This is a genomic window from Streptomyces sp. NPDC006739 (genome assembly GCF_042869815.1).
GTDB lineage: Bacteria > Actinomycetota > Actinomycetes > Streptomycetales > Streptomycetaceae > Streptomyces.
In genome coordinates, this window is the sequence record NZ_JBIAGM010000004.1 from 15,358 (window position 1) to 37,763 (window position 22,406).

Genomic DNA, 22,406 nt, shown 5'->3' on the forward strand with positions numbered 1-22,406 from the left:
CGGCGGGGCCCGGGCGGGGGCGCGGGGGGGGGGGGGGGCGGCGCCCCCCCCCCCCCCCCGGCCCCCCCCCCCCCCCCCCGGGGCCCCGGGGGGGGGGGCCCCCCCGGCGGGCCCCCCGCGACAGGCCCGCCGATTCGGGTGACTCCTGTCACAACTCCCGGACGGGGCACGGAAATCGGTGTCCGAATAGCCGAGACCGAATTTGCGAACCGCCGATCTCTTGTTACCGTTCCAGTAGCCCGGTTGCTGGTGCATCCCCCGTCGCCAGCAACCGGGTCTTTCCATGTCCGCTTCCGGTGTCCGCACCTGGTGTACACGGCGCGGTGTTGAGTCAACTCCCGTGCGCTGTAGCGGAGTTGCTGCCCGAGCGCAGCAGCAGCCGCCCGGACCCGCCGCCCGTGCCGCGTGCCGCGAACTCGTTGACGGCCGTGTAGCCGTCCAGCGAGCCCCGCGTGTGCTCGCGGGGTGTGTCGCAGGTGGCGGGCTCGTCGTCGGTGCCCGTGGCGCAGCGCGTCTCCACGGAGCGGCCGCCCGGCCCCATCAGGCTCAGCACGGAGTCCAGCTCCTTGCCGGTGGTGTTGCGGTAGTACGTACGCGCCCAGGTGTCGGCACCCTGGGTCAGCACACAGGTCTGCGCCTCCACCCCGTCGGGGGAGGAGAGTTCGGGACCGCAGCGGGCGGCGGTGGCCAGGCCCAGGCCGAGCAGCAGCGGGGAGCCGGCGGGATCGGGCGTTGCGGAGGGGTCCTTGGCGTCGGCGCGCTGCCCCGTCCGGTCGCCCGGCGTGTCATGCGCGACCGCCGGTCCCGCCTCGCCCACCTGCCCGGCGGACGCAACGGCCAGCGGCAGCGCGACAGCGCACGCCACGACGCCCACGAGGGCGAGCAGACGAACGTTCATGTAGCGGAAGATAACGATCCGGGCGCGCCAACACGCTTACGCGCGCCCGACACCCCTACAACTCGGGCGCGCTCACACCCGTACGGGTGAGGGCGTCGACCACGGCGTCCACCACGGCCTCCACACCGGGCACCCAGGGGGAGGCCGAGCCGGGCAGCGGCGCGCGCTCCCAGCGGACGGCACCCTGTCCGGTCTCGGACGGGGGCAGGGCGATGTAGCCGCCCTCGCCGTGGAAGTGGAGTGAGCCGGGGACGAAGTCCTTGGCGTACAGCAGTTCGCCCAGCTGTTCCATGGAGTACGGCTGCACGAGCAGTGACCAGCGGGTGGGCGAGGCGATCACCGGCCCGAGGCGCATGCCCCGCCGGTCGAGCAGGCCGAGGGCGCGGGAGGCGGCGAGGGCCGGCAGGCTGACCGCGCAGGGGGCCCGGCCGCCGGTGGCGAGGATGATGGGCGCGCTCGGCCGGTTGGCCCACCACCAGCGCACCATGCGCTCGTCGGTGGTGGCGGCGAGCAGACCGGGATCGAAGGGGTGCGCACCGGGCACCGTGCACTCCGGGTCGGGGCAGCCGCAGCGGGCCCGGCCCTGCGCGTCCGGGGACACGCCCGGGAGTACGGGCCACTGCCATTGGGTGGCGAAGGTCAGGGCCGAGCCGAGCAGCTCGGGCCCCCCGCCGTTTCGCCTGGAGAGGAACCTGCGTCGCCTTTTGAGGATCTCGCGCATGAGCGCTCGTTCCTTTCCGTTGCACCGCGGGCAACACCACATCAGTTGCACCGCTGGCAACACCGAGGACCACATCACACCATGTGTCGATCACTTCACTGTGCGTACCTGTTGGCGCATCACACCCCTGCTCGCAGCAAGGGGAACCCCGGGGGGTCGAGCATGGACCGCGTCCGCGTCCATGCCGCATCCATCAAAAGCACGGCCGCGGCGCGGGGGTGGCGAAGTCTGGCGTTTTGCCGTCGCGCGTATTTCTCTCCGCCTCCGCCGCGGGAGGATGGGGCACGGTCGTCGGTGGCTAAGACGCCCGGGTCCGTCGCCAGGTTCCGGGTAGTCCCCCACCACCCCTGGCCTTCTCCGAGTACGTACCCATCACGACCGCTGTGACGCTCCGTGGAGCAAGCCCAGTCGACCGCAATAGGGCGATACCTGAGTCAGTTTTAAGCCAACTTTGCTTCACCGCAAGGGGTCTGAGGGAAAACCCCGAAGGCCCCATGGACACCAGGAATCCCCGCAGGACAATGCTGGACATCCCCTCACGAGTGCGTGTACATGTGGAGACACTGCTAGCGGCGCAGAATGACATGGGGGTTTGCGATGCTTTTGAGCAATACGCACCGGTCTGAAGGCCGAGCGCCATGAACGCCCCGCACCCTCCGAAAGTGGCTGGAATCGATTCGACGGTCCCCACCCCCGCACACACTGTCCCGCCCACGCCCCCCGCTCCGGGCGCCGCTTCCGTCCCGGCCCCCCACACCCCCGCCCCCGGCGCCCTCCTGCAGGACCGACTGGCCGGCTGGGTCTCGGACCTCACCACCCTCCACGAACTCACCGAGCGGCTGGCCGGCACCAGCACCCTGGATGCCGCCCTCCAGGAACTGCTGCGCGCCGGAGCCGCCCTCGTCGGCGCCCGCCGCGGCCTGGTCGTCCTGGAGCCGGGCGACGGACTCGGCCCGCACACCACCATCGGCCTGGGTCTCGGCCGCGCCGATCTGGGCCACATCGAGACCGTGCCGCGCGGATCACTGCCGTACGGCGAACTGCTCGACACCGCCGCCGGCCTCCCCGGCGGCAACGGCCAGACGGGTGAGAGCGTCCACCCCGACCTGTTCGCCGAGGACGGCCTCGACCCCCGCCACCGCGAGGTGGCCGCCCGCCTCGGCTACGCCGCGAGTTACGCCCTCCCCCTGAGCACGGTGGCCGCGGGCCGTCTGGGCGCCGCCGAATGGCTCTACGACGAGCCCGCCGAGCCGGACGAGCGCCGCCGCCACCTCGTCGGCCTGTACGTCCGCTACGCCACCGAGCACCTGGCCCGGCTGCTGGAGGTGGAGCGCACGCGCGCGTGCATGGCGACCATCACCGAGGAACTGCTCCCCTCCCGGCTGCCCAGGGTGGCCGGCGTCCAGCTCGCCGCCCGGCACCGCACCGGCCCGCGCGGCGGCGGCGACTGGTACGACGCGCTGCCGCTGCCCGACGCCGCGCTCGGCCTCGCGGTCGGCTCGGTGACCGGTTCCGGACCCAGCGCGGTGGCCGCCATGGGGCGGCTGCGGGCCTCCCTGCGCGCGTACGCCGTGATGGAGGGCGAGGACCCGGTCGCCGTCCTGTCCGATCTGGAGCTGCTGCTGCGGCTGACCGAGCCCGCCCGCTCCGCCACCGCGCTGTTCGCCTACTGCGAACCCGCCCTGCGCAAGGTCACCCTGGCAGGCGCCGGACACAGCCCGCCGCTGCTCATCGGCGAGCGGCGCACCGAGTTCGCCGAGACCTCCGTCTCCGCGCCGCTGGGCATGCTCGCCTGCTGGGAGGCGCCGAGCGTGGAGATCCAGGCGGAGGCCGGGGAGACGGTCCTGCTCTACACCGACGGCCTGCTGCACCGTACCGGCGACCCCATGGACCGCGCCTTCGCCCGGCTGCACTCGGCCGCCGCGAGCATCCCGCGCGCGCTGCGCCGCGACCCCGGGGCCATCGCCGACCACGTGCTGCGCACGGTGCTGCCGGCCGGGCTGGACGCCGCCGACCGGGAGGAGGACGTGGTGCTGCTGGCGGCGCGCTTCGACTAGGACCGGCCGGCCCGGCCGCCGGGCCGCCCCGACCGCCGAACTCGGCCCCGCCGCGCCGGGCTGGACCGGGCCGGACCGGGCTGGACCGGGCCGGGCCGGGCCGGGCCGGACTGGCATGACCGGGCATAACAAGGTCTTCCACCCCTGAGGCACCCGTTCGACACGACCGTACGATGGACGGGATCCAGCGCAGTGTCGAGGAGGATGACCGTGTCCGACGAGCTCAACCCGGCGGTATCAGATGTTGCTGCTACCGCAGCGGGCCCGGAAACCGAGTCGGAAGAGCCGATCAAGCAGCGCAAGAACGGCCTGTACCCGGGCGTGTCCGACGAGCTGGCCGAGAACATGACGTCCGGCTGGGCCGACACGGAGCTGCGCGACCTGCGGCCGGTCCCGCAGGCCGCCGAGACCGCGGTCCGCCGTGCCGCGCTCTCCGCCCGCTTCCCGGGCGAGCGCCTGGTGATCCCGGCGGGCAACCTGAAGACCCGCTCGAACGACACCGAATACCCCTTCCGGGCGTCGGTCGAGTACGCGTACCTCACCGGCAACCAGACCGAGGACGGCGTCCTCGTCCTGGAGCCGACCGGTGACGGCCACCAGGAGACGATCTACCTCCTGCCGCGCTCCAACCGCGAGGACGGCGAGTTCTGGCTGTCGGGCCAGGGCGAGCTGTGGGTCGGCCGCCGCCACTCGCTCACCGAGTCCGAGGCGCTGTACGGCATCCCGGCCGCCGACGTGCGCGAGCTGGCCGACCGGCTGCGCGAGGCCACCGGCCCGGTGCGGGTCGTGCGCGGCTACGACGCCGGCATCGAGGCGGCGCTGACCGACAAGGTCACCGCCGAACGCGACGAGGAATTGCGCGTCTTCCTCTCCGAGGCCCGGCTGGTCAAGGACGAGTTCGAGATCGGCGAGCTGCAGAAGGCCGTCGACTCCACCGTGCGCGGCTTCGAGGACGTGGTGAAAGTCCTCGACAAGGCCGAGGCGACCAGCGAGCGCTACATCGAGGGCACGTTCTTCCTGCGCGCGCGCGTGGAGGGCAACGACGTCGGCTACGGCTCCATCTGCGCGGCCGGGCCGCACGCCTGCACCCTGCACTGGGTGCGCAACGACGGCCCCGTGCGCTCCGGGGACCTGCTGCTGCTCGACGCGGGAGTGGAGACGCACACGCTGTACACCGCCGACGTCACGCGCACGCTGCCGGTCAACGGCACCTACAGCGAGATCCAGAAGAAGATCTACGACGCCGTGTACGAGGCCCAGGAGGCCGGTATCGCGGCGGTCCGGCCGGGTGCCAAGTACCGCGACTTCCACGACGCCGCGCAGCGCGTGCTCGCCGAGAAGATCGTCGAGTGGGGCCTGGTCGAGGGCCCGGTCGAGCGGGTCCTGGAGCTGGGTCTGCAGCGCCGCTGGACGCTGCACGGCACCGGCCACATGCTCGGCATGGACGTCCACGACTGCGCCGCCGCGCGGGTGGAGACCTACGTCGACGGCACGCTGGAGCCCGGCATGGTGCTGACCGTCGAGCCGGGGCTGTACTTCCAGGCCGACGACCTGACCGTCCCGGAGGAGTACCGGGGCATCGGCGTCCGCATCGAGGACGACATCCTGGTCACCGAGGACGGCAACCGGAACCTGTCGGCGGGGCTGCCGCGCCGCTCGGACGAGGTCGAGTCGTGGATGGCTTCGCTGAGGGGCTGATAAGAGACTGATGGCCGGGCACCCGAGTGGTGCCCGGCCATTCACGTGCACGGGCGCTCGCGTGCACGGCTTCACGTGCCTAGGGGGAGGGTCTTCGTGGACGACTTCTGGTCCGGTGTCGGGGTCGACCTGCATCTGGAACCGGACGCGGCGGACGGACGCCGGGTGGGTATGGAGCGGGCACTGCGGGACGCCGTACGCGACGGGCGGCTCGCGCCCGGAACCCGGCTGCCGGCCACCCGGCGGCTCGCGACGGAGCTGGGAGTCTCGCGGGGGACCGTGAAGGCGGCCTACGACCAGCTGGTCGCCGAGGGATACCTGACGGCCCGGCAGGGCTCGGGCACCCGGGTGGCCGCGCTGCCCTCCGTGGAGACCGACGCGCCCCGGGCCGCGGCACACGCGCGTGCGCCGCGGTTCGATCTCCGGCCCGGCAGCCCGGACGTCGGGGCGTTCCCGGCGGCGGCCTGGCTGCGCGCGCTGCGCCGGGCCATCGCCACGGCGCCCTCCCTGGCGTACGACTACGGCGACCCGCGCGGCCGGATCGAGCTGCGCACGGCCCTGTCGGGCTACCTCGGGCGGGCGCGCGGGGTGGTCGCGCCGCCGGAGCGGATCGTGATCACCTCCGGGTATGTGCAGGGACTCGCGCTCCTCACCCGCGTGCTGGACGGCGCGGCCGTCGCCATGGAGGACCCCGGGCTGCCCTTCCACCGGGAGGTGGTGCGGCGCAACGGCGGGACCGTGGTGCCGGTACCGGTCGACGAACTCGGGATCCGGACCGAGGAGTTGGGGGAGGCGGAGGCCGTGGTGGTCACGCCGGCGCACCAGTACCCGACCGGGGTGACCCTGCATCCCGAGCGGCGGCGGGCGCTCGGCGACTGGGCACGCGCGCGTGAGGGGCTGATCGTCGAGGACGACTACGACGGGGAGTTCCGCTACGACCGCCAGCCCGTCGGCGCCCTCCAGGGCATGGCACCGGGCCGGGTGGTGTACCTGGGCACCGCCTCCAAGACCCTCGGCCCGGCGCTGCGGCTCGGCTGGATGGTGCTGCCCCCGCACCTGATCGACGCGGTGGCCGACGCCAAGCTGCACAGCGACCACCACACCGAGTCCATCGGCCAGCTGGCCCTCGCCGAACTGATCGACAGCCACGCCTACGACCGCCATGTGCGCGCCTGCCGCCTCAGATACCGGCGCCGCCGGGACCAGCTGCTGCACCGGCTCGGCTCCCGGCGAGTGGTGCGCGGGATCGCGGCCGGGCTGCACGCCCTGATCGACGTAGACGACGAGGCCGAGACGCTGACCCGGGCGGAGGCCGAGGGCCTGGCCGTCGGCTGCCTCGGCGACCACTGGCAGACCCCCGGCCCGGGCCGCCCGCAGGGGCTGGTCGTCGGCTACGGCACGCCTCGGGAGCGGGTGTACCCGCAGGCGCTGGAGGTACTGGCGAAGGTGCTGGACGCCTGAGCCGCAGGATCGTTCAGCCGACCGGGAAAGCCGCGAAAACACCGTTTGTAAGAGACATGAGCAAGAGCTGGTAAAAATCTGTGAAGAAACGTACGCCCGAAATCACATGACTGGCGGACGATCGTGCAGAATCCGCTGGAACAGACGACAGTCCCGCCACTCTCCATTGATGTGCAGATAACTCGGAGCGAGACCGATCGACTCGAATCCGCATTTCTCCAGCACGCGTTGCGACCCGATGTTCTCGATCAGCGTGGACGCCTCGATCCGGTGCAGCCGGACCGTGTCCCGCGCCATCCGGCACACGGCGTGCAGGGCGGCCTGGGCCAGACCGCGTTTCTGCTGGTCGGCGGCGGTCCAGTACCCGACCTGAGCACTGCAGAAAGGTCCCAGTGAGACCCCGGACAGGGTGATCGCCCCCACGATCCGCCCGTCGGCCGACTCCATCACCAAGGGCACGGCGGCACCCTCCGCGAACTGCCGCAGCAGGCCCCCGAGCCGCTCCTTCTGACCCTCGACGGTGAAGAAGTACTCGGGTCTGACCGGCTCCCACGGTTCGAGGTGTTTCCGGTTCTCCACATAGGCGGAGCACAGCGCCTCGGCATCGACGGCGGCGAGCGGCCGCAGCAGCACACCGGCGGCTATTTCCGCTTTTTCGACACGCTCTGTGAATTCGGCAATCATGCGCGCACCCTAGCGCGGCCGTTATCCCGTCGGGGCCCTCATGGCGGAAGCGGAGAAGGATCGGCGCTACACCGCCATCAGCGGCGCGTCCTTGCGCCACTTGAGGATCTTGTCGAAGCTGACCACCGTCCCGCTCCGGCCGGGCTTGCTGCCGATGTGGACGTGATCGGCCAGTTCGCGGATCAGACACAGGCCCCGGCCGTGCTCCGCGTCCGTACGGGCCGGCCGGACGCCCGGCGCACGGGTGAATCCCGGCCCCGAATCGGTCACCTCGATACGGCACTTCTCGCCATCCAGGTAGGCGGTCACCCGGTACGCCTCCGAGGAGCCGCCGTGCGTGGCGTCCCCGCCGTGCTCGACGGCGTTCGCGCAGGCCTCGCTGAGGGCGACGGAGAGGTCGTAGGAGATGTCGGGGTCGACGCCCGCCGTCTCCATGGTGCCGATCAGCAGTCGCCGGGCGAGCGGCACGCTCGCGGCCTCGCGGCGCAGATGGAGTGACCACCAGATGCTCATGCTCCAGCCTCCTGGCCGCGGCTCGACATACCGTTACGTATTGCCGCCCGTGGGCGGTTATAAGCACACAGTTGGCGTGACGCCGCCCGTACGGGGGATGCGGTGCGGGAGGAATCGGTGTATGGCGGGGCGGCCCCGACAGATGATGATCTTCGGGTCGCGGCGGAATCTTGCGGACCTGCCGCAGGGAGTCGGCGGGCCCAGTGCGATGATGGGGCCGCCATGACTGCCCCCCACCCACGCACGGCGCGCTCCGGACCCGGCTTCCGGATCCTGCGGGCCGCGGTGTTCGCCGCGGTCTGTGTCGTGCTGGCCGCCTCGGGGCACGCGCTGGCCTCCTGCGCGACCGTCCCGCTGTGGACACTCGGCGCGGGGTTCGTGGGTTCCCTCGTGCTCATGGCGCCGCTCACCGGGCGGGCCCGCTCGCTGCCGGGAATCGTCACGCTGCTCGCGCTCGGCCAACTGGCGCTGCACACGTTGTTCGAACTGGGACAACGCGGTATGCCGGGCATGGCGGGCATGGCCTCCGGCTCCGGCGCCACGACGGCAGGCGCGACGGGCTCCATGGGATCGGTGGGTTCCATGGGTTCCATGGGTTCCGCGGGCGTCGCGCACGTCACGGGGCTGAGTGACGCCTCGCTGGTGGAACGGGCCGCCCAGCTCGTCTGCGGCTCCGGTGCGGCGGCCATCAGCCCGTCGCACGCCTACCGCATCCTCGTCGCCGCGCACGTCCTCAACAGTTCGGCCACGGACCCGGCCGCCGTACGCCACGTGGCCGCTGCCACCGGCGCGGCCGGCGTCACCGGTTCCTCCCCCTCGCCGCTGCCCTCGCTGTCGATGCTGCTCGGGCACCTCCTCGCGGCCCTGGCCGTCGGCTGGCTGCTGCGCCGGGGCGACCTGGCCCTGCTGCGCCTCATCGAGCTGTCGGCGCACGGAGTCGCCGAGGGGGCGCTCGTCCGGTCCCTGCGCGGAGCGTTCGCCCTGGCGTGCGCCCTGTGCGCCGGTCTCCTGCCGGCCGCGGCGCAGGGTTCGTGCGGCCGTCGTACCGCCCGGGACGAACCGCCCGCCCCGCACACCACCGCGCTCCAGCACACGGTGATCCGGCGCGGCCCGCCCGCCGCCGCCTTCTCCCTCGCCGCCTGACGCGACGCGACCACACCACTGACCTCACCCGTCCGGGGAGGAAGGGACGGCCGCCGTCGCGCGGCACGCGCGCGTGCGCGTTCTCCGAACCCCGCGCGCGGATCCCTTCCTCATCACCGGAACTCACAGTGGAGTGCTTCCTGCCATGAAGGCTTCCCGTCTCGCCGCCGCCGTCGCCGTCGCCGGTACGTCCGTCCTCGCCCTGTCGGCGCCCGCCTTCGCGCACGTCACCGTGCAGCCCGAGGGCACCGCCGCCAAGGGCGGTTACGCGGTCATCGACTTCAAGGTCCCCAACGAGCGCGACACCGCCTCGACCACCAAGGTCGAGGTCAACTTCCCCACCGACCACCCGCTCGCCTCGGTGATGGCCCAGCCGATCGACGGCTGGAAGGTGCAGATCACCAAGTCCAAGCTGGACAAACCGCTGGAGATGCACGGGCGGAAGATCGACGAGGCCGTCACCAAGGTCACCTGGACCGCGGACGGCAAGGGCGTCGAACCCGGCTACTTCCAGAAGTTCCCGCTCTCCGTCGGCGCGCTGCCCGAGGACGCCGACCAGCTCGTCTTCAAGGCGATCCAGACCTACTCCGACAAGGAGGTCGTGCGCTGGATCGAGGTGCCGCGAAGCGGCCGGGCCGAACCGGAGAACCCGGCCCCGGTGCTGGAGCTGACCGCCGCCTCCGACGGGCACTCCCACGGCTCGACGACCGCTCAGGACACCGCCGACGACACCACCGGCAAGAAGGCCGGGACCGCGACGGCCGCCTCCGACAGCGCCACCGGCGGCAGCGACACCACCGCGCGCGTGCTCGGCGTGGTCGGCATCGTCGTCGGCGTCGCGGGTGTGGCCTACGGGGTGCTCGCGGGCCGTCGCCGGACCGCCGTCTGATCCTCATGCCCGCCTCGCGCACAGGGGTTCGTGCGACGCTGTCCCACAGCCGTCGAACCGCCGTCGTACAGCCGTCGTACGACCCCGGTGCGCGCCGGAGTTCTCACATCTGGGACATTTTTCTATGCGCAAGAAGACGTTCGCCGCGGCCACGCTGCTCGCCGCCGCCACTCTGACCCTCTCCGCCTGCGGCAGTGGCGACGACGGCAAGTCGCCCATCGCCGTGGTCTCGGAGGAGTCGGGCTCGGCCAAGGCCGCGACCATCCTCGACCAGCCGTTCGAGAAGCCGGACCTGGTCCTCACGGACACGCACGGCAAGAAGTTCGACCTGCGCGCACAGACCAAGGGCCAGCCGACGCTCGTCTACTTCGGCTACACGCACTGCCCCGACGTCTGCCCGCTGACCATGAACAACCTCGCGGTCGCCAAGAAGGCGCTGCCCAAGGCCGACCAGGACAAGCTGCGGGTCGTGTTCGTCACCACGGACCCCGGCCGCGACACCCCGGCCGAACTGGGCAAGTGGCTCAAGGGCATCGATCCCCAGTTCATCGGCCTGACCGGCGACTTCGCCACCATCCAGGCCGGCGCCCGGTCGCTGGGCATCTCCATCGAGCCGACCAAGAAGAACAAGGACGGCAAGATCGTCTCCGTTCACGGCACCCAGGTCATCGCCTTCTCCCCGAAGACCGACGGCGGCTACCTGCTCTACGGCGAGAGCGCCACGGTCGACGACTACACCAAGGACCTCCCGAAGATCATCAAGGGGGCGACCCCGTGAGGCGTCTCGCCCTGGCCGCGGCGGCGACGACCGGCGCGCTGGCCCTGACGGGCTGCTCCGGAGACGGCTCCGGCTCCGGGGACGGGAAGGCCGGGCTTTCGGTCAGCTCGGCCTACATGCCCCAGCCGGTCTCCGCCGACATGGCCGCAGGCTTCCTGACGATCACCAACAAGGGCGCGGCCAAGGACGCGCTGACCTCCGTCACCAGCGATGTCGCCGGTCGGATCACCATGCACGACACCGTCGGCGGGGCCATGCAGGAGGTCACCTCCTTCGCCGTACCGGCCCACGGTCAACTCGTCTTCAAAAGCGGCGGCAACCATCTGATGTTCGAGAAGCTGAGGCGCAAGCCACAGCAGGGACAGACGATCACCCTGAAACTGAAGTTCGCCAAGTCCGGACCCCTCACCGTCGAGATGCCGGTGAAGTCCGCCACGTACAACCCGTCGACCGGACACTGAGGGAGGGACCATCTTGACGCGGACCATCACCCCCCGCCTGCGCACCCTGGTGCTGCTGTTCCTGGCCGTCACCGGCGCGCTGCTGGCCGGGGCGGGGCCTGCCTCCGCGCACGCCGCGCTGACCGGCAGCGACCCCGCCCAGGGGGTGGTGGTCGACAAGGCGCCCACCCAGGTGTCGCTGACCTTCTCCGAGAAGGTCGCCATGAACGACGACTCCCTGCACGTCCTCGACCCCAAGGGCAAGAAGGTGGACGTCGGCAAGCCCTCCAACGTGAGCGGGACGACGTACGCCGTGCAGGTCAAGAGCGGCCTGGCCGACGGCACCTACACCGTCACCTACCAGGTCGTCTCGGCGGACAGCCACCCCGTCTCCGGCGCCTACACCTTCTCCGTCGGCAAGCCCTCGCAGACCACCGTCTCCCTCTCCGGGCAGACCGCGGGCGGCGGGGTGGTGGGCTGGCTCTACGGCTTCGGGCGGTACGTGGCGTACGCCGGGTTCATCGTGCTGGCGGGCGGCGCCGCCTTCGTCCTCGCCTGCTGGCAGCGCGGCTCCGGGGTGCGGGCCTTGCAGCGGCTCGTCGTCGGCGGCTGGCTCGCGCTCACCGCGGCCACGCTCTGGCTGCTGTTGCTGCGCGGCTCGTACACCAGCTCCGGCAAGGTCGGCGACATCTTCGACCTGAACCTGCTCGGCCAGGTCCTGCAGACCAAGTCCGGTGCCGCCCTGGTCTCCCGGCTGCTGCTGCTCGCCGCCGCCGCGCTGTTCATCGCCGTCCTCTTCGGCGCCTACGACAAGCGGGACGACGAGGAGAAGCGGGACCTGACCTTCGGGCTGGCGATCGGCGGAACCGTGGTCGCCGCCGGTATCGCGGCGAGCTGGGCGATGGCCGAGCACGCCTCGGTCGGCCTCCAGGCCGGTGTCGCCATGCCCGTCGACGTGATCCACCTGCTGGCCGTCGCCGTCTGGCTGGGCGGTCTGGTCGCGCTGCTCACCGCCCTGTACCGGGCGCCCGCCGAGACACCGGTCGACGCCGTCGCCGTACGCCGTTTCTCCCGTCTCGCCTTCGGCTCGGTCCTCACACTGATCGCGACCGGCGCCTACCAGTCGTGGCGCCAGCTCGGCTCCTGGTCGGCCTTCACCGACACCCGGTACGGACAGCTGCTGCTGGTCAAGATCGGCCTCGTGCTGCTCATGGTCGGCATCGCGTCGATCTCGCGACGGTGGACGGCGCGGCTGGCGGATACGGCGGTCACGGCGGACGCGGCGCATACGACGAGCACGGCGGTCACGGCGCCGGCGGCCGGGGCGGCGGCCGATGTGGACGCGGAGGCTGGGGCGAACGCACCCGAGCGCGAGAAGGAGCACGTCAGCGCGGCGCGAGGGGCCGGGGCGGAGTCCGGGCTCGGCAAGGGCGAGGGCGAAGGCAAGGGCGAGGGCGAAGTCAAGGGCAAGGGCAGGAGCGAGCAGCACGCCACCGACCCCGAACGGCCCTCCGCCGCGGGCACCGAGCGTGCCGCCCAGCTCGCCCGACAGCAGGCCGCGCGGGAGACCGCCCGGCAGAAGCGGCTGCGCGACGCCGACCCGCACCGCTTCGGGCTGCGCCACTCGGTGCTCGCGGAAGCGGGCGTCGCGGTCGTCCTGCTCGCGGTCACCACGGTGCTGACACAGACCGAGCCGGGCCGTACCGAGCAGGAGGCCAGGGCCGCCGGCTCGGCGTCGTCCTCGTCCGCCTCGTCCTCCTCCTCCGGGGCACTGACCCTGGACATGCCGTTCGACACCGGCGGCACGGACGGCAAGGGCGTCGTACGGCTCGACTTCGACCCGGCACGCGTGGGCGGCAACGAGATGCACCTCTACGTCCAGCGGCCCAACGGCCGGGCCTTCGACATCCCCGAGGTGAAGGTGGCCTTCACCCTCACCGCCAAGAAGATCGGGCCCCTGCCCGTGACCCCCGACCACATCACCACCGGGCACTGGGCGGCGACCGGAGTGACCATTCCGATGGCCGGCGACTGGAAGATCGACGTGACCGTCCGGACCTCCGACATCGACCAGGTGACCGTCTCCAAGAACGCGCAGATCGGCTGAACGAGACCATGGCTGACCAGTCCATCCCGGAGGCTCGCACTCCCGAGGCCCCCTCCAGGGAGCCCCTTTCCGCAAAAGGCCGCTCCAGGGAGGGCGTCTCACGGCGGGCGCTGCTCGGCACCGCCGGTGCCACCGGGCTCGTGCTCGGCGCGGCGGGCGCGGCGGTGGGATACGCCGCCGCGCCCGCCGGGGCCACGCCGCTGACCTCGGTCGGCTCCGGGCGGGCGATGTTTCACGGGAAACATCAGCCCGGCATCACCGAGGGCCTCCAGGCGCGCGGCCATCTCGTCGCCTTCGACCTGGCGGCGGGCGCGGGCCGCAAGGAGGCGGCGGCCCTGCTGCGCCGCTGGTCGGCGACGGCCGAGCGGCTGATGGCGGGGGAGGCGGCTCCGCACGACGACACGGACGTGGCCCGGGACGCCGGCCCGTCCTCGCTGACGGTCACCTTCGGCTTCGGGTACGGCTTCTTCGGTAGGACCGGGCTCGACAAGCAGCGCCCGGCCTCCCTCGACCCGTTGCCCGACTTCTCCTCCGACCATCTCGACAAGGCCCGCAGCGACGGTGATCTGTGGGTGCAGATCGGCGCCGACGACGCCCTGGTGGCCTTCCACGCCCTGCGCGCGATCCAGAGGGACGCCGGCGGCGCGGCCCGCGTCCGCTGGCAGATGAACGGCTTCAACCGCACGCCGGGCGCCACGGCGCATCCCATGACCGCGCGCAACCTCATGGGCCAGCTCGACGGCACCCGCAATCCCAAGCCGACGGAGTCCGACTTCGACCGGCGGATCTTCGTGCCCGCCTCGGGTTCGAACGACCCGGCGTGGATGGCGAACGGCTCCTACGCCGTCGTACGCCGCATCCGCATGCTCCTCGACGACTGGGAGAAGCTCTCGCTCGCCGCGCAGGAGCAGGTCATCGGGCGCCGCAAGTCCGACGGGGCGCCGCTGTCGGGCGGCACCGAGACGACCGCGATGGACCTGGAGAAGACGAACGCCCAGGGCGACTACGTCGTCCCGATCAACGCGCACGCCCGGATCACCCGGCCCGACCAGAACGGGGGCGCGGCCCTCCTGCGGCGACCGTTCTCCTACCACGACGGCATCGACGCGGACGGCACGCCCGACGCCGGGCTGCTCTTCGTCTGCTGGCAGGCGGACCCGCTGCGCGGCTTCGTACCGGTGCAGCGCAAGCTCGACCGGGGGGACGCGCTGTCGCAGTACATCCGGCACGAGGCGAGCGGTCTGTTCGCGGTGCCGGGCGGGGCCGCCGCGGGAGAGTACGTGGGGCAGCGGCTGCTGGAGGGGTGAAACCACCCGGTTCACCCGCCGGGGGGGCGCTCACGTGAGACGCGGGCGCCGCCCTTCCGCGCGGCCGTTAGGGTGAGTGCATGCCAGCGAGCTATGCGTATCTCGGTCCTGAAGGCACCTTCACCGAAGTCGCCCTGCGCACGCTTCCGGAGGCGGCCACGCGGGAGTTGCTCCCGTATGTGTCGGTGCAGTCCGCGCTGGACGCGGTGCGCGGCGGTGAGGCCGAGGCCGCGTTCGTGCCGATCGAGAACTCCGTCGAGGGCGGCATCACCACCACCCTGGACGAGCTGGTCGCGGGCGAGCCGCTGATGATCTACCGCGAGGTGCTGCTGTCGATCACCTTCGCCCTGCTGGTCCGGCCGGGCACGAAGCTGTCGGAGATCAAGACCGTCACCGCTCACCCGGCCGCCCAGCCGCAGGTCCGCAACTGGCTGCGCGCCAACCTCCCCGACGCACTCTGGGAGTCGGCCGCCTCCAACGCGGACGGCGCCCGCCTGGTCCAGGAAGGCCGCTACGACGCCGCCTTCGCGGGCGAGTTCGCCGCCGCCCGGTACGGGCTGGAGGCCCTGGAGACCGGCATCCACGACGCGGAGAACGCGCAGACCCGGTTCGTGCTGGTGGGCCGGCCGGCCCGGCCCGCCGCCCCGACCGGCGCGGACAAGACCTCCGTGGTGCTGTGGCAGCGGGACGACCATCCCGGTGCCCTGCGCGATCTGCTCGGCGAGTTCGCCAGCCGGGGCATCAACCTCATGCTGCTGCAGTCCCGGCCGACCGGGGCCGGCATCGGCAACTACTGCTTCTGCGTCGACGCCGAGGGCCATATCTCCGACCGTCGGATGGCCGAGACGCTGATGGGGCTCAAGCGGATCTGCCTCCAGGTGCGCTTCCTCGGCTCCTATCCGCGCGCGGACATCGGCCCCGGCGAGGCCCGGCCGACGCTGAGGGGGACCTCGGACGAGGAGTTCGTGGCCGCGTCGGACTGGGTGGCGCGATGCCAGGACGGCCGGTTCTAGCCAGTCCCACCAGCATATTGTCGTTATCCACAGGAGTTATCCACAGGTTGGCTTCTCGACCTGGGGACAAGTCGACAACGGTGTGCCACTCCGTCGACAAATCGCCCTGGAAGCCCCGGACGGGGCTACCGCCCGGCAGGTCACCCTTCGTCCACCCGTTTCCTTTGGTTCATCTTTCGGGGTGACGCATTTCCACTCGAAAGTGGGTGTCGTGGCACTTCCCACCGGGAATTCCGCAGCCTGCCGGAAGATTCCGGAGTGATCAATTCCGAAATCCACAGACCTTCCACACAGCCTGTGGATAACTCTCCGGAAGGCATCGATCCCTGTGGACAACGGAGGCCTGGAGGGGCTCAAGTCCCGCCTTCACCAGCCGAATCCAGTCAACCGGTCACGCGCCGACCGGCTCGTTCCAGGGAATGGGACATCTTTATTGACACGTTGCGCAATTACCCCATAACGGTACGTAAGGCGCGGAGTGCAATAGTGAGTCGTTGCGTACAACCCGGCACCGGTAGCCTTGAGCGCGTGATTGACCTTCGCCTGCTTCGTGAGGACCCCGACCGTGTGCGCGCGTCCCAGCGCGCCCGTGGAGAGGACGTCGCGCTCGTCGACTCCCTCCTGTCTGCCGACGAGCGGCGCAGGTCCTCCGGCGTCCGCTTCGACGAACTGCGCGCCGAGCAGAAGCAGCTCGGCAAGCTCATCCCCAAGGCTTCGGCCGACGAGAAGAGCGAGCTGCTCAAGCGCGCCGAGCAGCTCAAGGCCGACGTCAAGGCCGCCGACGCCGAGCGCGACGCGGCCGACGCCGAGACCCAGGACCTCCTCCTGCGGCTCGGCAACCTCGTCCACCCCGGCGTGCCCGTCGGCGGCGAGGAGGACTTCGTCACGCTGGAGACGCACGGCACGATCCGCGACTTCGGCGCCGAGGGCTTCGACCCCAGGGACCACCTGGAGCTGGGCCAGCTGCTCGGCGCGATCGACGTGGAGCGGGGCGCCAAGGTCTCCGGCTCGCGCTTCTACTTCCTCACCGGCGTCGGGGCCCTGCTGGAGCTGGCGCTGGTCAACGCGGCGATCGCCCAGGCGACGGCCGCCGGCTTCACCCCCATGCTGACCCCGGCGCTGGTCCGGCCGCAGTCCATGGCGGGCACCGGCTTCCTCGGCCAGGCGGCCCAGGACGTCTACCACCTCGACAAGGACGACCTGTACCTGGTCGGCACCTCCGAGGTGCCGTTGGCCGCGTACCACATGGACGAGATCATCGAGGCCGACAGGCTGCCGCTGCGCTACGCCGGCTTCTCGCCCTGCTTCCGCCGCGAGGCCGGCTCGCACGGCAAGGACACCAAGGGCATCTTCCGCGTCCACCAGTTCGACAAGGTCGAGATGTTCTCCTACGTCTCCCCCGAGGACTCGCAGGCCGAGCACCAGCGCCTGCTGGCGTGGGAGAAGCAGTGGCTGACCTCGCTGGAGCTGCCGTTCCGCGTCATCGACGTGGCCACCGGTGACCTCGGCTCCTCGGCGGCCCGCAAGTTCGACTGCGAGGCCTGGATCCCGACCCAGGGCAAGTACCGCGAGCTGACCTCGACCTCGGACTGCACCGAGTTCCAGTCCCGCCGCCTGCAGATCCGCATGCGCGACGGCAAGCAGGTGCGCCCGCTGGCCACGCTCAACGGCACCCTGTGCGCCGTACCGCGCACGATCGTGGCGATCCTGGAGAACCACCAGCAGGCCGACGGCTCGGTGCGGGTACCCGAGGTGCTGCGTCCCTACCTGGGCGGCCGGGAGGTCCTGGAGCCGGTCTCCAGGTGAGCACCGGTTTCCCCTACCCCCTCATCGCGACCGACCTCGACGGAACGCTCCTGCGTTCCGACGAGTCGGTCTCGCGGCGCACCCGCGACGCGCTCGCCGCGGCCACCGCGGCGGGCGCCGCGCACATCGTCGTCACCGGCCGCGCGGTTCCCTGGACCCGGCACATCCTCGACGACCTCGGCTACCACGGCCTCGCCGTCTGCGGGCAGGGCGCACAGGTCTACGACGCCGGCGCGCACCGCCTGCTGACGAGCGTGACGCTGGACCGGCAGCTGGCGGGGGTGGCCCTGGCCAAGATCGAGGCGGAGGTCGGGCCGCTGTACCTGGCCGCGAGCCGTGACGGCCTGGACGGCGAGGTGCTGGTGGGCCCCGGGTACGCCGTCACCGGCGCGCTTCCGGCGACCCCCTTCACGGACGCGTCCGACCTGTGGACCGCCCCGCTGAACAAGATCTACATACAGCACCCGACGCTGGGCGACGACCAGCTGGCCGAGGCGGCCCGCCGGGCCGCGGGCGGCTTCGTCACCGTCGCCATGGCCGGCGAGGGCATCGTGGAACTGCTCCCGCTGGGCCTGAGCAAGGCCACGGGCCTCTCGCTGGCGGCACGCCGACTGCGCCTGAAGGCCGCCGACACGATCGCCTTCGGCGACATGCCCAACGACATCCCGATGTTCGCCTGGGCGTCCCGAGGCGTGGCCATGTCCAACGCCCACGACGACCTGAAGGCGATCGCCGACGAGATCACCGCCTCCCATGAGGAGGACGGGGTCGCGGTGGTCCTGGAGCGTTTGCTGGGCTGACGGCGGGTGGCCGAGGAGGGCAGCCGCCCCGGCACGCCCCACGGGGTTACCGGCGGCGCCACTTGCGACGGCGGCTCTTGCTGAAGAACCAGCCGGCCGGCGGCTCGTCGGAGCGCCACGGCTGTGGTTCCGGCGACTCGGCCCGCCAGCGGGCGGCGAGCATCCGGGCCCGGGCGGACGGCTCGGTCGTCCCGGCGGACCGTATGAACTCGTCGTCCAGGACGATGCCGTCCCAGTCGTCGTACCGTGGCGCCTCTTCCGTCATTCCGGTGCCTCCTAGCGGTGCATCCCCTGGGCTCAGTGTGCCCGGACGGAGGTGAAACCCCCGTCAAGTCAAGGCCGGCGGCGCCTACTCCTCGCCCGCCAGCGTCAGCGACCTCAGCTTCTGCCCCGCGTACCAGGTGGCCAGCACGGTGACCACCACCAGCAGCACCGTGGCCGTCGGCAGCCCGACGGCGGAGGTCACCAGGTCCCCGCCGGCCACCTTGTGGGCGACGGCCAGCGACCACTGCTGAACGCTCAGCGTGCGGGCGCCGGGCACCAGGGAGCCGAACAGCGCCTCCCAGACCAGCGCGTAGACGAGGCCGAACACGACCGCGTGCCGCGAGACCGTGCCGAGCAGCAGGAACAGCGCCGCGTACGCGATCGAGGAGACCAGCGCGGCCACGGTGTAGGCGACGGCGATCTGCTGCCCGTTGCCGTTCAGGATGAAGCCCGCGATCAGCGTCGGCAGTGCCGAGAACACCATGGTCACGGCAATGGCCACGATCAGCTTGGTGAAGATGATCGTGGGCCGCTTGAGCGGCTTGGACAGCAGGTACACCACCGAGCCGTCGTCGATCTCCGGCCCGATCGCTCCGGTGCCCGCGATGACGCCGATGATCGGCACCATGGTGGCGAGCGCGAAGCCGCCGAGGACGTCGGAGGCCGTCTGGTCGTCGGCTCCGGTCAGGCCGCGCACGGCCACGGAGATCACGATCAGCAGCAGTGGCAGCGCACCGAGGATGAGGGCCCGGCGCCGGCCGAGCAGGGCCCGGTAGGTGAGTCGGGCGACAGTGGGGTCGTACATCTTCGGCCTCCTACGCCGCGACCAGATACGAGAACACGGATTCGAGGGACTCGTCGGACGGCGAGACCGTCAGCAGCCGGATGCCGTGGTCACGGGCGACCCTCGGCAGCAGTGCGGTGAAGCGGCCGAAGTCGACGGCCTGGACGCGCAACACGCCCTCCGTCAGGTCGACCTCGATGCCGGACGTGGACGGATCGGCGATCAGCGCGGCCGCGAGGGCACGGTCGTCGCTGGAACGCACCAGGTAGCGGTGCGGGCGGTCGGTCATCAGGCGGCGGATCCGACGGAAGTCACCGCTGGCCGCGTGCCGGCCAGCGACGACGACCTCGATGTGCCAGGCGAGTTGCTCGACCTCTTCGAGGATGTGCGACGAGAACAGCACCGTGCGGCCCTCGTCACCCATGCGGCGCAGCAGGTCCATCAGCTGCATGCGCTGGCGCGGGTCCATGCCGTTGAAGGGCTCGTCGAGCAGCAGCAGGGACGGGTCGTGGACCAGGGCGCTGGCCATCTTCACCCGCTGCCGCATGCCCTTGGAGTACGTGGCGATCCTGCGGTCCTGCGCGTACTCCATCTCGACCGTGGCCAGGGCGCGTTGGGCGGCCTTGGCACCCAGGCCGTGCAGCTCGGCGTTGGCCACGACGAATTCACGTCCGGTGAGGAAGTCGTACATCGCCTCCCGCTCGGGGACGACGCCGATGTGCCGGTAGATGTCCTCGTTGCGCCACACCGGCTGCCCGTCGAGGGAGACCGAGCCGGTGGAGGGGGCGAGGAAGCCGCCCATCATGTTGATCAGGGTGGACTTCCCGGCGCCGTTGGGACCGAGGAGGCCGGTGACGCCGGGGCCGATGGTCATGGTGATGTCGTTGACGGCGACCACGTTGCCGAACCAGCGGGAGACATGGTCGATGGAGAGCGTGGTCATTACAGGCCCACCTTCTTGTAGCGGCGCGTCAGGAGGCCGTAGCTGGCGGCGGTCACGCCCAGGGTGACGAGCACGTACACCAGGCCTTCACCGCCGGACGGCCCCACCCCTCCGGGGTAGCCGGACTTGCCGCCGAGCAGGGACGACTGCACCCCGTCGATCAGGGTGGCCGGCGAGAACAGTCCGATCCACGGGATGGCACCGGCGCTGTTCTGCGCGTTGGCGATGGCCTGGAGCGTGGAGACGGCGCCGAAGGAGATGGTCAGTACGGCGATCACGGCCGCGATGCCGAAGCCGCGGCGCGGCGTGACGGCGGCGATGACCAGGCCGATACCGGCGAAGAGCAGCGAGAGCAGTGCCACGGTGACCAGCCCCTGGCCGAATTCCTTGGTCTGGTGGGCGAAGCCCATCTTGGCGAGCAACGAGCCCACGTACAGCACCAGCAGGGGAGCGCCGGTCAGGACGAACAGCGCCGAGGCGAGCGCGGCGAACTTGGCCTGGACGTAGTCGGCGGTCTCGATGGGCCGCGAGAAGTACAGCGGCACGGTCTTGAAGCGCAGGTCGCGCGAGACCGACTGGGGGGCCTGCGAGGCGACGTACAGGCTGATGACGGCCTGCAGGAGGAGCGCGTAGCGGCTGTAGGAGACGGGCAGCTCGTGCGCCTTGGTGACGACGGCGACGGCGACCATGATGGCGGCGGGCACGCACATCACCGCGAACAGCAGCATGGGCAGCACCTTGGACTTCACCGAGCGGCCGAGGCCGTAGGCACCGCGCAGTGACTGGGAGTACAGGGAGCGGCGGGCGTAGGCGCGGCCCAGGCGGGGGCCGTCGTAGCTGCGGTAGCCGATGTTGTGGATGCGGGTCTGGTCGCCGGCCGGCGTCGCCAGGGGATGCTCAACCGCCATGACCGACGGCCTCCTTGCGCTGCTCGTCGCTGGTGGTGAACACCTCGGAGATGTGGTGCCTGCGCTGCTCCATGCGGACCAGGCCGAGTCCCAGGTCGGCGACGACGTCGCGGACCAGGTCGTACGTCTCCTCGCCCGGGGCGGTGAGCAGCAGGATGTGCCCGGCGCCGGGCAGGCCGCTGCCCTCGTCCTGGGTGTCCACCCCGCGCGCGTGCAGCGCTTCGCGCACCGCGCGGGTGCCGTCCGGGTGCTCGTCGTTGTCCGTGACCTCGATCGCGAGAGTGGTCGTGGTCTGGGTGAAGTCGGTGGTCGAGCTGGAGCGCAGCAGCTTGCCGCCGTCGACGACGACGACGTGGTCGCAGGTGCGTTCCAGTTCGCCCAGGAGGTGCGAGGTGACCAGGACGGAGATGCCGAAGTCGGTGTGGATGCGGCGGATGAGGCCGAGCATCTCGTCCCGGCCGACCGGGTCGAGGCCGTTGGTCGGCTCGTCGAGGAAGACCAGCTGCGGGTCGTGCACCAGGGCCTGGGCGAGCTTCACGCGCTGCTTCATGCCGGTGGAGTAGCCGCCGATCGGGCGGTAGCGCTCCTCGTACAGACCGACGTGGCGCAGGGTGTCCGCGGTGCGCTCGCGGGCGGCGGCCGGCGGCAGACCGGACATGCGGGCCATGTGGACGACGAACTCGGTGGCCGAGACGTCGGGCGGCAGGCAGTCGTGCTCCGGCATGTACCCGACCCGCTCACGGATGGCGGCGCCCTTGGTGGCGACGTCCAGGCCGAGCACCTCGGCGCGGCCCTCGGAGGCGGGGGACAGACCCAGCAGGATCTTGATCAGTGTGGACTTGCCGGCTCCGTTGGCCCCGACGAGCCCCGTCACACCGGGTCCGACGTCCACGGAGAGCCGGTCAAGCGCGGTTACCCGGGGGAACCGCTTGCTCAGGCTTTCGGTCGCGATCACAGTCACGCCTTCGACGATAGTGACGCTGCCCACGCCGGTCGTCAGACCTCAGAGCCGTTTCGACGTCAGACTCGAGTATTACGGGGCCCTAAGGGATTCCGTGGCCGAGAGTTGTCCACAGCTCTTGATCCCGCCTATTGACGCTTTCTCTAACAGCTGTCACATTCGCCGGAGTCAAGTTACGGACACGTACGGCGGTCGACGGGACGGGACGGCATGACGACGGCAGTGAACGGC

General features: G+C 71.3%; 21 protein-coding genes. 12 read left to right on the forward strand and 9 right to left on the reverse strand.

Going from position 1 to position 22,406, the window contains the following annotated elements; genetic code table 11:
- Positions 1 to 331 precede the first annotated feature (331 nt).
- Positions 332 to 898 carry a hypothetical protein gene (locus ACFYMM_RS09870; RefSeq protein ID WP_388385324.1) on the reverse strand — a complete coding sequence of 189 codons (567 nt, stop codon included), beginning with the start codon at positions 896 to 898 and terminating at the stop codon, positions 332 to 334.
- A gap of 55 nt (positions 899 to 953) precedes the next feature.
- Positions 954 to 1,619, reverse strand: a complete 666-nt coding sequence (locus tag ACFYMM_RS09875) for a bifunctional DNA primase/polymerase (protein ID WP_388385325.1) — start codon at positions 1,617 to 1,619, stop codon at positions 954 to 956.
- 638 nt (positions 1,620 to 2,257) lie between these two features.
- On the opposite strand from ACFYMM_RS09875, the gene ACFYMM_RS09880 reads away from it, so the two are divergent.
- The 3 genes from ACFYMM_RS09880 (at position 2,258) to ACFYMM_RS09890 (ending at position 6,835) form a co-directional block, all read left to right on the forward strand.
- Positions 2,258 to 3,676, forward strand: a complete 1,419-nt coding sequence (locus ACFYMM_RS09880) for a PP2C family protein-serine/threonine phosphatase (protein ID WP_388385326.1) — start codon at positions 2,258 to 2,260, stop codon at positions 3,674 to 3,676.
- A 204-nt stretch (positions 3,677 to 3,880) separates the two neighbouring features.
- Positions 3,881 to 5,374, forward strand: a complete 1,494-nt coding sequence (locus ACFYMM_RS09885) for an aminopeptidase P family protein (protein WP_388385327.1) — start codon at positions 3,881 to 3,883, stop codon at positions 5,372 to 5,374.
- A gap of 96 nt (positions 5,375 to 5,470) precedes the next feature.
- Positions 5,471 to 6,835, forward strand: coding sequence for a PLP-dependent aminotransferase family protein (locus tag ACFYMM_RS09890; RefSeq protein ID WP_388385328.1), 1,365 nt, complete (start codon positions 5,471 to 5,473; stop codon positions 6,833 to 6,835).
- A 102-nt stretch (positions 6,836 to 6,937) separates the two neighbouring features.
- Here the strand turns inward: ACFYMM_RS09890 and ACFYMM_RS09895 are convergent, their stop codons facing one another.
- Both ACFYMM_RS09895 and ACFYMM_RS09900 read right to left on the reverse strand, forming a co-directional pair.
- Positions 6,938 to 7,519, reverse strand: a complete 582-nt coding sequence (locus ACFYMM_RS09895; protein WP_388385329.1) for a GNAT family N-acetyltransferase — start codon at positions 7,517 to 7,519, stop codon at positions 6,938 to 6,940.
- A 66-nt stretch (positions 7,520 to 7,585) separates the two neighbouring features.
- Positions 7,586 to 8,032 (reverse strand): ATP-binding protein, encoded by a 447-nt coding sequence (locus tag ACFYMM_RS09900; RefSeq protein ID WP_388385330.1) that lies wholly within the window; start codon positions 8,030 to 8,032, stop codon positions 7,586 to 7,588.
- 222 nt (positions 8,033 to 8,254) lie between these two features.
- On the opposite strand from ACFYMM_RS09900, the gene ACFYMM_RS09905 reads away from it, so the two are divergent.
- The 9 genes from ACFYMM_RS09905 to ACFYMM_RS09945 all read left to right on the forward strand — a co-directional run bounded on the left by ACFYMM_RS09905 (position 8,255) and on the right by ACFYMM_RS09945 (position 18,315).
- A complete protein-coding gene (locus ACFYMM_RS09905) occupies positions 8,255 to 9,175 on the forward strand; it encodes a hypothetical protein (protein ID WP_388385331.1) in 921 nt (306 codons plus the stop codon).
- 145 nt (positions 9,176 to 9,320) lie between these two features.
- Positions 9,321 to 10,064 carry a YcnI family protein gene (locus tag ACFYMM_RS09910; RefSeq protein ID WP_388385332.1) on the forward strand — a complete coding sequence of 248 codons (744 nt, stop codon included), beginning with the start codon at positions 9,321 to 9,323 and terminating at the stop codon, positions 10,062 to 10,064.
- A 124-nt stretch (positions 10,065 to 10,188) separates the two neighbouring features.
- Positions 10,189 to 10,842 (forward strand): SCO family protein, encoded by a 654-nt coding sequence (locus ACFYMM_RS09915; RefSeq protein ID WP_388385333.1) that lies wholly within the window; start codon positions 10,189 to 10,191, stop codon positions 10,840 to 10,842.
- On the forward strand, positions 10,839 to 11,303 hold the full coding sequence (locus tag ACFYMM_RS09920; protein ID WP_388385334.1) for a copper chaperone PCu(A)C: 465 nt from the start codon (positions 10,839 to 10,841) through the stop codon (positions 11,301 to 11,303). Before ACFYMM_RS09915 ends, ACFYMM_RS09920 begins: the two co-directional genes overlap by 4 nt.
- Before the next feature lie 13 nt (positions 11,304 to 11,316).
- The gene (locus ACFYMM_RS09925) at positions 11,317 to 13,389 is read left to right on the forward strand and encodes a copper resistance CopC/CopD family protein (RefSeq protein ID WP_388385335.1); all 2,073 of its coding nucleotides are present in this window, start codon (positions 11,317 to 11,319) and stop codon (positions 13,387 to 13,389) included.
- An 8-nt stretch (positions 13,390 to 13,397) separates the two neighbouring features.
- The gene (gene efeB / locus ACFYMM_RS09930) at positions 13,398 to 14,696 is read left to right on the forward strand and encodes an iron uptake transporter deferrochelatase/peroxidase subunit (RefSeq protein ID WP_388385336.1); all 1,299 of its coding nucleotides are present in this window, start codon (positions 13,398 to 13,400) and stop codon (positions 14,694 to 14,696) included.
- Between the two features lie 80 nt (positions 14,697 to 14,776).
- Complete coding sequence (gene pheA, locus ACFYMM_RS09935; RefSeq protein WP_388385337.1) at positions 14,777 to 15,709, forward strand: prephenate dehydratase; 933 nt, start codon at positions 14,777 to 14,779, stop codon at positions 15,707 to 15,709.
- Between the two features lie 528 nt (positions 15,710 to 16,237).
- Positions 16,238 to 17,515 carry a serine--tRNA ligase gene (gene serS, locus ACFYMM_RS09940; RefSeq protein ID WP_388385338.1) on the forward strand — a complete coding sequence of 426 codons (1,278 nt, stop codon included), beginning with the start codon at positions 16,238 to 16,240 and terminating at the stop codon, positions 17,513 to 17,515.
- Entirely contained in the window at positions 17,512 to 18,315 is an 804-nt protein-coding gene (locus ACFYMM_RS09945) for an HAD family hydrolase (protein WP_388385339.1), read from the forward strand. The genes serS and ACFYMM_RS09945 overlap by 4 nt, the downstream gene beginning before the upstream one ends.
- Before the next feature lie 46 nt (positions 18,316 to 18,361).
- On the opposite strand, the gene ACFYMM_RS09950 is transcribed toward ACFYMM_RS09945, so the two are convergent.
- The 5 genes from ACFYMM_RS09950 to ACFYMM_RS09970 all read right to left on the reverse strand — a co-directional run bounded on the left by ACFYMM_RS09950 (position 18,362) and on the right by ACFYMM_RS09970 (position 22,169).
- Positions 18,362 to 18,580, reverse strand: a complete 219-nt coding sequence (locus ACFYMM_RS09950) for a hypothetical protein (RefSeq protein WP_388385340.1) — start codon at positions 18,578 to 18,580, stop codon at positions 18,362 to 18,364.
- Positions 18,581 to 18,664: 84 nt separating this feature from the next.
- Positions 18,665 to 19,384 carry an ABC transporter permease subunit gene (locus tag ACFYMM_RS09955; RefSeq protein ID WP_388385341.1) on the reverse strand — a complete coding sequence of 240 codons (720 nt, stop codon included), beginning with the start codon at positions 19,382 to 19,384 and terminating at the stop codon, positions 18,665 to 18,667.
- 10 nt (positions 19,385 to 19,394) lie between these two features.
- On the reverse strand, positions 19,395 to 20,306 hold the full coding sequence (locus ACFYMM_RS09960; RefSeq protein ID WP_388385342.1) for an ABC transporter ATP-binding protein: 912 nt from the start codon (positions 20,304 to 20,306) through the stop codon (positions 19,395 to 19,397).
- Positions 20,306 to 21,214, reverse strand: coding sequence for an ABC transporter permease (locus tag ACFYMM_RS09965; protein ID WP_388385343.1), 909 nt, complete (start codon positions 21,212 to 21,214; stop codon positions 20,306 to 20,308). Before ACFYMM_RS09965 ends, ACFYMM_RS09960 begins: the two co-directional genes overlap by 1 nt.
- Positions 21,204 to 22,169 (reverse strand): ABC transporter ATP-binding protein, encoded by a 966-nt coding sequence (locus ACFYMM_RS09970; protein WP_388385781.1) that lies wholly within the window; start codon positions 22,167 to 22,169, stop codon positions 21,204 to 21,206. Before ACFYMM_RS09970 ends, ACFYMM_RS09965 begins: the two co-directional genes overlap by 11 nt.
- Between the last annotated feature and the right edge of the window lie 237 nt (positions 22,170 to 22,406).

Excerpts from the sequence above, each read along its gene's own strand:
- ACFYMM_RS09910 (WP_388385332.1), top strand. The coding sequence starts at position 9,321 with ATGAAGGCTTCCCGTCTCGCCGCCGCCGTCGCCGTCGCCGGTACGTCC.
- ACFYMM_RS09965 (WP_388385343.1), bottom strand. The coding sequence starts at position 21,214 with ATGGCGGTTGAGCATCCCCTGGCGACGCCGGCCGGCGACCAGACCCGC.
- ACFYMM_RS09895 (WP_388385329.1), bottom strand. The coding sequence starts at position 7,519 with ATGATTGCCGAATTCACAGAGCGTGTCGAAAAAGCGGAAATAGCCGCC.
- ACFYMM_RS09915 (WP_388385333.1), top strand. The coding sequence starts at position 10,189 with ATGCGCAAGAAGACGTTCGCCGCGGCCACGCTGCTCGCCGCCGCCACT.
- ACFYMM_RS09960 (WP_388385342.1), bottom strand. The coding sequence starts at position 20,306 with ATGACCACGCTCTCCATCGACCATGTCTCCCGCTGGTTCGGCAACGTG.
- pheA (WP_388385337.1), top strand. The coding sequence starts at position 14,777 with ATGCCAGCGAGCTATGCGTATCTCGGTCCTGAAGGCACCTTCACCGAA.
- ACFYMM_RS09900 (WP_388385330.1), bottom strand. The coding sequence starts at position 8,032 with ATGAGCATCTGGTGGTCACTCCATCTGCGCCGCGAGGCCGCGAGCGTG.
- ACFYMM_RS09950 (WP_388385340.1), bottom strand. The coding sequence starts at position 18,580 with ATGACGGAAGAGGCGCCACGGTACGACGACTGGGACGGCATCGTCCTG.
- ACFYMM_RS09875 (WP_388385325.1), bottom strand. The coding sequence starts at position 1,619 with ATGCGCGAGATCCTCAAAAGGCGACGCAGGTTCCTCTCCAGGCGAAAC.
- ACFYMM_RS09885 (WP_388385327.1), top strand. The coding sequence starts at position 3,881 with ATGACCGTGTCCGACGAGCTCAACCCGGCGGTATCAGATGTTGCTGCT.
- ACFYMM_RS09880 (WP_388385326.1), top strand. The coding sequence starts at position 2,258 with ATGAACGCCCCGCACCCTCCGAAAGTGGCTGGAATCGATTCGACGGTC.
- ACFYMM_RS09870 (WP_388385324.1), bottom strand. The coding sequence starts at position 898 with ATGAACGTTCGTCTGCTCGCCCTCGTGGGCGTCGTGGCGTGCGCTGTC.
- ACFYMM_RS09955 (WP_388385341.1), bottom strand. The coding sequence starts at position 19,384 with ATGTACGACCCCACTGTCGCCCGACTCACCTACCGGGCCCTGCTCGGC.
- efeB (WP_388385336.1), top strand. The coding sequence starts at position 13,398 with ATGGCTGACCAGTCCATCCCGGAGGCTCGCACTCCCGAGGCCCCCTCC.
- ACFYMM_RS09905 (WP_388385331.1), top strand. The coding sequence starts at position 8,255 with ATGACTGCCCCCCACCCACGCACGGCGCGCTCCGGACCCGGCTTCCGG.